Source organism: Aquimarina pacifica, from assembly GCF_000520955.1.
Lineage (GTDB): Bacteria > Bacteroidota > Bacteroidia > Flavobacteriales > Flavobacteriaceae > Aquimarina > Aquimarina pacifica.
In genome coordinates this window covers 1-6543 of sequence record NZ_JACC01000073.1, presented here as the reverse complement: position 1 = coordinate 6543, position 6543 = coordinate 1, and the positions used below count along the sequence as shown (strand labels likewise).

7 protein-coding genes are annotated in these 6543 nt (G+C 32.7%); all 7 read right to left on the bottom strand.

Features of this window, described 5'->3' with window-relative positions; translation table 11 throughout:
• Positions 1 to 101: 101 nt before the first annotated feature.
• Positions 102 to 656, bottom strand: a complete 555-nt coding sequence (locus DZ60_RS0121630; protein ID WP_025744097.1) for a hypothetical protein — start codon at positions 654 to 656, stop codon at positions 102 to 104.
• A 108-nt stretch (positions 657 to 764) separates the two neighbouring features.
• Positions 765 to 1556: a hypothetical protein gene (locus DZ60_RS23675; RefSeq protein WP_025744096.1), complete on the bottom strand. Its 792-nt coding sequence runs from the start codon at positions 1554 to 1556 to the stop codon at positions 765 to 767.
• A 3-nt stretch (positions 1557 to 1559) separates the two neighbouring features.
• A complete protein-coding gene (locus DZ60_RS0121620; RefSeq protein ID WP_025744095.1) occupies positions 1560 to 2015 on the bottom strand; it encodes a hypothetical protein in 456 nt (151 codons plus the stop codon).
• Positions 2016 to 2181: 166 nt separating this feature from the next.
• Entirely contained in the window at positions 2182 to 3792 is a 1611-nt protein-coding gene (locus DZ60_RS0121615; RefSeq protein ID WP_025744094.1) for a cadherin repeat domain-containing protein, read from the bottom strand.
• Between the two features lie 149 nt (positions 3793 to 3941).
• Complete coding sequence (locus tag DZ60_RS0121610; protein ID WP_025744093.1) at positions 3942 to 4697, bottom strand: LytR/AlgR family response regulator transcription factor; 756 nt, start codon at positions 4695 to 4697, stop codon at positions 3942 to 3944.
• Positions 4694 to 5695 carry a sensor histidine kinase gene (locus tag DZ60_RS24565; protein ID WP_025744092.1) on the bottom strand — a complete coding sequence of 334 codons (1002 nt, stop codon included), beginning with the start codon at positions 5693 to 5695 and terminating at the stop codon, positions 4694 to 4696. The genes DZ60_RS0121610 and DZ60_RS24565 overlap by 4 nt, the downstream gene beginning before the upstream one ends.
• Before the next feature lie 41 nt (positions 5696 to 5736).
• Positions 5737 to 6351, bottom strand: a complete 615-nt coding sequence (locus tag DZ60_RS0121600) for a large ribosomal subunit protein uL4 (protein WP_025744091.1) — start codon at positions 6349 to 6351, stop codon at positions 5737 to 5739.
• Between the last annotated feature and the right edge of the window lie 192 nt (positions 6352 to 6543).

Genomic DNA, 6543 nt, shown 5'->3' with positions numbered 1-6543 from the left:
CATTGGTTGCTAACTTTTACTTTTTGCAAGCATTGCGCCTTCATAAATATAAACAAACCATTCGATTGATCACTTAGCTGCTATGACATATATATGTTGTTCTACGTAGTTTTCATTTCCGATAATAATTTTCCATCCGCATTCAGTTCATATTTATAACCTTGCCAATCGATTAGTTTTATTCGATTTTTAATTATTTTAATCTCAGTTTTTCCATCTGGGTTTACAAAAATATCTCTCGCTCCAAAAGTCCATTTTATATTCCCGTTTTTGTCAATTCTATTCACTTGTAATTCTCCGTGAGTCACAAAATCTCCTTCAAATTCATAAATTCCGAAACATGTAGCGATGTCAAATTCGCTTTTCCAATTTAAAGAAAGGTCTTCTAATTTCAGAGAGTAAATTTCGTTTGAGCAACAGATAAAAATAACTCCGTTTTTAATAAAATATGAGTTCTCATAAATTCCAGTTGCTCCAGAAAATCCAAGAATTAAGGCATTATTCTGTTCAATTCCGTTTTGAAGAACTCTTATTCCGTGTTTTGTAGTCGGGTTAAATTCTAACTCAGAATCTGTTGGATATACTTTTCCATAAATCCGATTATTATCCACAGAGTTTAGATCGAAATTTTCTTCATTGATTATTTCAATTTCCAAATTCTGATATTTTTTTGTTAGTTTCTCCAAATTACGTAGAACGTACCGTATAACAAGCGTAGCTTGCCGAAGGCAGCTATGATTTGTTATACTTTGTTAGGCACTTTTTTATTTCTCCCAGATTTTTCTAATAAGTTTTAAAATAGGTAATCCGGAATTGGTTTTTATTATTTTTTCTGATTCTTTTTGTTTTTCAGCAACCTCATAATTAATCCTTTTTTCCATCATCTCCAACTGGATTCGTACAGGTTGACTTTCTTCGTCTAAAGGTTGGACTAAATCAACACCTCCTTTATGGGGAACAGGAACATAATTCTCTGGTGGTTTGGGTAATTTTTGTTCACATTCAGATGAACAAAGATTTGCAAGCATAGGAATTGTATCAGTTCCAATGTGTACGGTGATCCACATTTGATTTGTGGTTTCATAGGTCAACTCCTTATTACAAACACTACATTTTAATTTATCTCCGAAATACCTAACCGGATTATGGTCAAGTTTGGGAAAGCCCATTCGGTTTTTATAATTTCCATAAAGTGCTCTTGTACTAATTCGACTGTCCTTTAGTTTTTTGCATTGATAAATCTCAAATGGAAACCAATGTAAGTCATATGAAGTATAAGGGTCAAAATATTCAAGAGATTCCATTTGTCCAATTTCTGGCGGAATTCTCTTTAGATTACTTCCATAAAGTCCTACTTTCTTAACTTTTTTCAGTTTTCCGATTGATTCGGGAAGAGTGAAAATTTGAGAAAACAATTCGTCGCCAAGAGCTTCTCTCGGAACAAACTCGTCAGAACCATTTTCAGCAACCTGGTCAACGTATTCACACAACTTTTTCCAAGCAACAGAATTTCTGTCTTGAACGTCATTTGGTATTTTTGAAATTCTTTTATTCATTTTTTACCATCCAGGGCCAAGTTTTTCATTAGGTTCTGGTTCAACAATTCTCATATGATTTAATTTCATCGGATTTTCTCCTCTTTTTATTCTCTTATGCATATCTAATAATACGGTTAAGATAGAAATTATACCTTCTTTATCTGAGTTCTCGCTAATTTTTAATTTAGTTAATGCTTTCTGAGCTGCTTCCCAAAAAAAATCTCGATTTTTAGGAGCGAAAGTCCTCAGGTCAAAATTAAACATAATGTTTTCGTCTTCTCTAAAAAAACCTCCATATCCGTTAGATTCGTCTCCTATCTCTCGTCTATAAACAAATCTTTCCAAATAACTATAGAATTCCTCAGCTCCTTTAATCGTTTTTAACTCATCAGTAATAAGCCTCAAGAGATATGCAACCCAAGTCCATCTTTTTGAAAAACCACGTCCATCCTCTAATGTCCAAAATGCTGATGCCATTTCAATTCTAATTGTGCCTAACGGTCTCGTGTATGAGCAGTAGCGGGTTTTATTGCTATTACTTTTCGATAAGCAATATACTTAAATAAACGCAATAGCGGTTTAAGTTTTCACTCAAGCCGCTATTGTTTATACACCGTGTTAGGTGCAGTTATTGATAATATTTTTAGTTTGTTACACGCATCGGATTATCTAATGCTATAATTACAGGTTCTAAATCCCTTGGACCTGGCTGTGTGTAGTTTACGTTTGAAAATGGTGTTGTTCCTGGTCCGCCTGGGTTATAAAAAGCATCATAACCACCTTCTAAACTTGGAATTTCTACAAATGTAATGTTTCTTGCTGCATCCTCATCACCTTCAATAATAATGTCTATGTAATTGTCTCTATCTTCCATATAGCAATCTCCATATACTGTGCCATTAAAGCCTGCTACGTTTCCTAAATCTGATAAGCCCAATACTTTTAGGGTGCCACCTTCAACTTGGTAATCCACACCGATATCTTCGATTAAAACTGTTGAACCGTCTGTACCTGTAGCATGAATTCTAAAAAAACGTTCATAATCTGTAGGTAGCACTCCACGAACTCCATCTGGTGAAAAACCACCTGAGGTTAGTACACGAAGTCGGAAATCGCCACCACCATATAAATCAAATTCATCGTTTTGCGGCAATTGCATATTCACAATAGGATTGCTAACACCTTCACCAATTGCTTGTGTTCCCACGTGGTTCAGTTTAGCGCCCACCAATCTTGGTCCATTATTTGGGTCGTATGGGCTTGTAGTGGTTTCCCAAGATAGCCCCACAGCACTTACCATTTGGTTATTTGGCCCAGCCAACATTAACGGCGTGTCACCTGTTACGATTTCTACTCTTACAGAAAAACGTGCATCTGGGTCTGTACTAGGCAGTCGGTTACCAAATTCACCAAAAACTACGACACAGTTACGTTCATTATTTTCAAAATTAGGTAGCATACCAATTGCCACTGGCGAAACCACTTCTCCCGTGTTCAATGTAACTTGAACATCATTTATATCTACTGTATTGGTTAACACAGGCCAACTGAACACAATAGGCATACCATCTAAACCCAAAGCACCGTCTTTTAAAAACTGCTGATAAGGAGTTTTTAATATATATCCATTAGCTAATTGCTGTTGCGTTACTGAAGAAGTTAAGGGTGCTGTATTACCGGCAGCACAATTAACATCGGACAACCAAGCGCCACCTGCTTGTTCAACCAGTTGTTGAGAGATTTCTGTACCGGGCAATCCAATAATATCTCCAAAACCATATGATGCTGAAAGAATTTCTGGTGTTTCTGACCAATAGTCAGCTCCAATTAGAGTTCCATCATAAAAAAGTGAAAAAGGTGCTGGTGGGAAAGTAACTGTTATTTCAACTAAATTTATTGTTATTATTGCATCTGCAGTACTTTGACCATCGCTTACCTGAACGGTCAATACATATGAAGTTGTATTAGCATTTGGTGCTGCGGTAAGGCTAATGATTCCCGTAACACTGTCTAAACTAAATATATCCTCGTTGGTTACTCCCGTTATGGTGTATGCTAAAGTATCTCCATCAACATCTGAGGCAATTACTGTACCCACGGATGTGCCAATAGATGCATCGTTGGTTATTGAAAAGGTTTGATTTTCGATTGTAGGTGCTGTATTGTTTGAGGTGTTGTCATCATCATCTGAGCAACTTGAAAAAAAGATTACAAAGGGCAATACGACAAACAAACTGTTTTTAATTTTTTTCATTTCTATTCTTAATTTTTAAAATATTTATTTTGAACCTCAAAAGTAGAATTGATTGAAAAGCGATATTTTAAAAACAAAGTGAAACGACCAAATCAGATGGTGAGATGGTCGTTAGTATCATTGAATTTTCAGGTAATAATATTATGAATTTAATATATCCATTTCTTTAATTGCGGTGCTTTTGCCTTGCTTACCACAATTTGTTCCGTTGGTTTGGGCTCAAGATTCAAGATTAGCTTTCCGTTGAAGTAGAGTTGTAGATTTTTAATCGCTTTTCGATGTACGATAAATTGTCTGTTGACTCTAAAGAATTCATCTGGATTTATTTGCGTCTCAATATCCTCTAATTTTTCGGAAATGTTATATTCTTTTTCATCAAAAGAAATGGCCTTAACGATTCCTGTATCAATAGTAAAATACGCTATTTCATTAACAGATAATGGGATGAAGGTGTCACGTTGTTGTACTAGATAGGTTGACTTGAATGTTCTCTTTTCGATATTGAGCATTTGCAAAACCTGCTGAAATTGCTTAGGTAAAGATGTTGTTTGTTTTGACGTTTTATATTTATTAATAGCATTTTTTAATTCGTCTTCATCAATCGGTTTTAATAAATAATCAATGCTATTTACTTTAAAGGCTTTAATGGCATATTCATCATAAGCAGTCGTAAAAATAATAGGACTGTTTACTTGAGCTTTTTCAAATATTTCAAATGAAATGCCATCAGCCAAATGAATATCAAAAAAAGCCAATTCAATATTGTGAGGGCTGTTGAAAAAATCAATAGCATCTACTACCGTATCAATAACTGTTTCAAAAGTAATAGATGGTTCAATTTCCTTTAAGATATATTTTAAATTTTCTGCCGCTGCTGGCTCATCTTCAATTATGAGTACATTCATAGTATCGGTAATTTTACAATAAAAAAATCTTGGCTCTTCTCAATAATAATCGTCTTACTTAAGGATAGCTGAAATCTGTTATTTAGATTACTTAATCCTGTGTTAGTACTTTCTATACTTCCTGTCCGTTTTTGTATTTTGTTTTTTACGATTAAAAAATTATCATCATTATAAACATCAACTGTTAGAGGCTTCTTTGCTGATATTTCATTATGTTTTACTGAATTTTCGACCAATAATTGCAATGCTAATGTTGGAGTTTTCTTTTGAAGTAAACTTTCATCTATTCTGATACTAACATTAAAATTTTCACGATAACGCTCCTTTATTAGAAAAATATAACTATTTAAAAATTTCAATTCTTCTTTTAAGGTAACCAAATTTTGGTCTTTGCTTTGCAAAATGTAACGGTATAAAAATGAGAGCTTTTTAATAAATATCTCGGCTGTTTTTGGATCTTCTCTAACCAGTAAAGTCAATGAATTTAAAGAGTTAAACAAAAAATGAGGATTTACTTGATTCTTTAAAGCCGACAGTTCATTTTGTAAAGTTTGCTGTTTAAGCTGTTCTTTTTCAACAGCATCAATTTTTGATTTATTATTAAGCAAAACCGCCCTACTAATTATCAGTAGCATGAGTGTAACAAAAAAATAAACGTAGTTATTAATTCGATTAGTTAAGCTTGTAGAATCGACTCCATTAATTAGCGTATTAAAATTCTGATATAAACCCATCCAAACAATAAGAATAACAATACTTAATAAACAAGATTTTAAGAATATGCTTTTACTAAACCATTTGTTAGCCCAATTAATATTAAACTTTAGTATAACCAAACAAAATGTAAATAGCGATAATGCTCTAAATATGATGTCTTCGGCAGATACTTCAAACAAAACATTACTTTCACCATTTCCTAAAAGAAATAAAATTCTTGGAACGTTGACTAACAGCGAAAAGCTTATCGCAATAAGAAATATGATTCTGTTGTTATTCATAACTAGAAAGGCTTACAATGCAAGCCTTTTTTAGGTTGTATTTATTTTCTTTCTTTTCGTTTTTCTTTCATCTTCTGTAGTCTTTCTTTTTGCATTTCTTCGTAAACCACGTATTGTTCAGTAGAAAGTAACGCTTTCATTTCTTTGTTTTTAGAATCTATTATCGATTTAAATTCCTTCAACTTGACAAATTTACGTTTATTACTCGTTTTTAAAGTTTTCATTTGAGCGGCATACTTTTTAGTGATTTCTTTAAATTTAGGTTTCTGCTCTTCGGATAAGTCTAATTTTTGAAGGTATTCAAGTTTCTTCAGTCTTTCTTTCTGTGTTTCTTCATAGAACTTGTATTGTTCAGCAGAAAGTAATGCTTTCATTTCTTTATTTTTGGAATTTATTATTGATTTAAATTCCTGCTCTTTAGTAGATTTACTATTGTCACTGTTTTTTAGAGTTTTTAATTGAAGAGCATATTTTTTTGTTATTTCTTTAAATTTTGGTTTTTGTTCTTCGTATAAGTCTAATTTTTCAAAAGACTCTTTGAAGTGTACCTTTATTTTTGCTTTCTGTTCATCATTTAGTGTTGTTTCTTGAGCTATCACAGATGAGTTGACAAACATTACAATTGCGATTACGAAAATTTGTTTTAGTGTCTTCATTTTTATTTGTTTTTATAATTATGATGACACAAGAATACAGTAATGCTTTATCCAAAATTTAAATATTAAAGCGAAACGACTAAAATGATAGGTGAAGTGTTCTTGTCACATATGTTAAGTTTTATCGATGCTTTTTTAAAAAGATAAATAAATTTTGTTCTCTATGTTCGTTAAGATACATAGTTTACACAA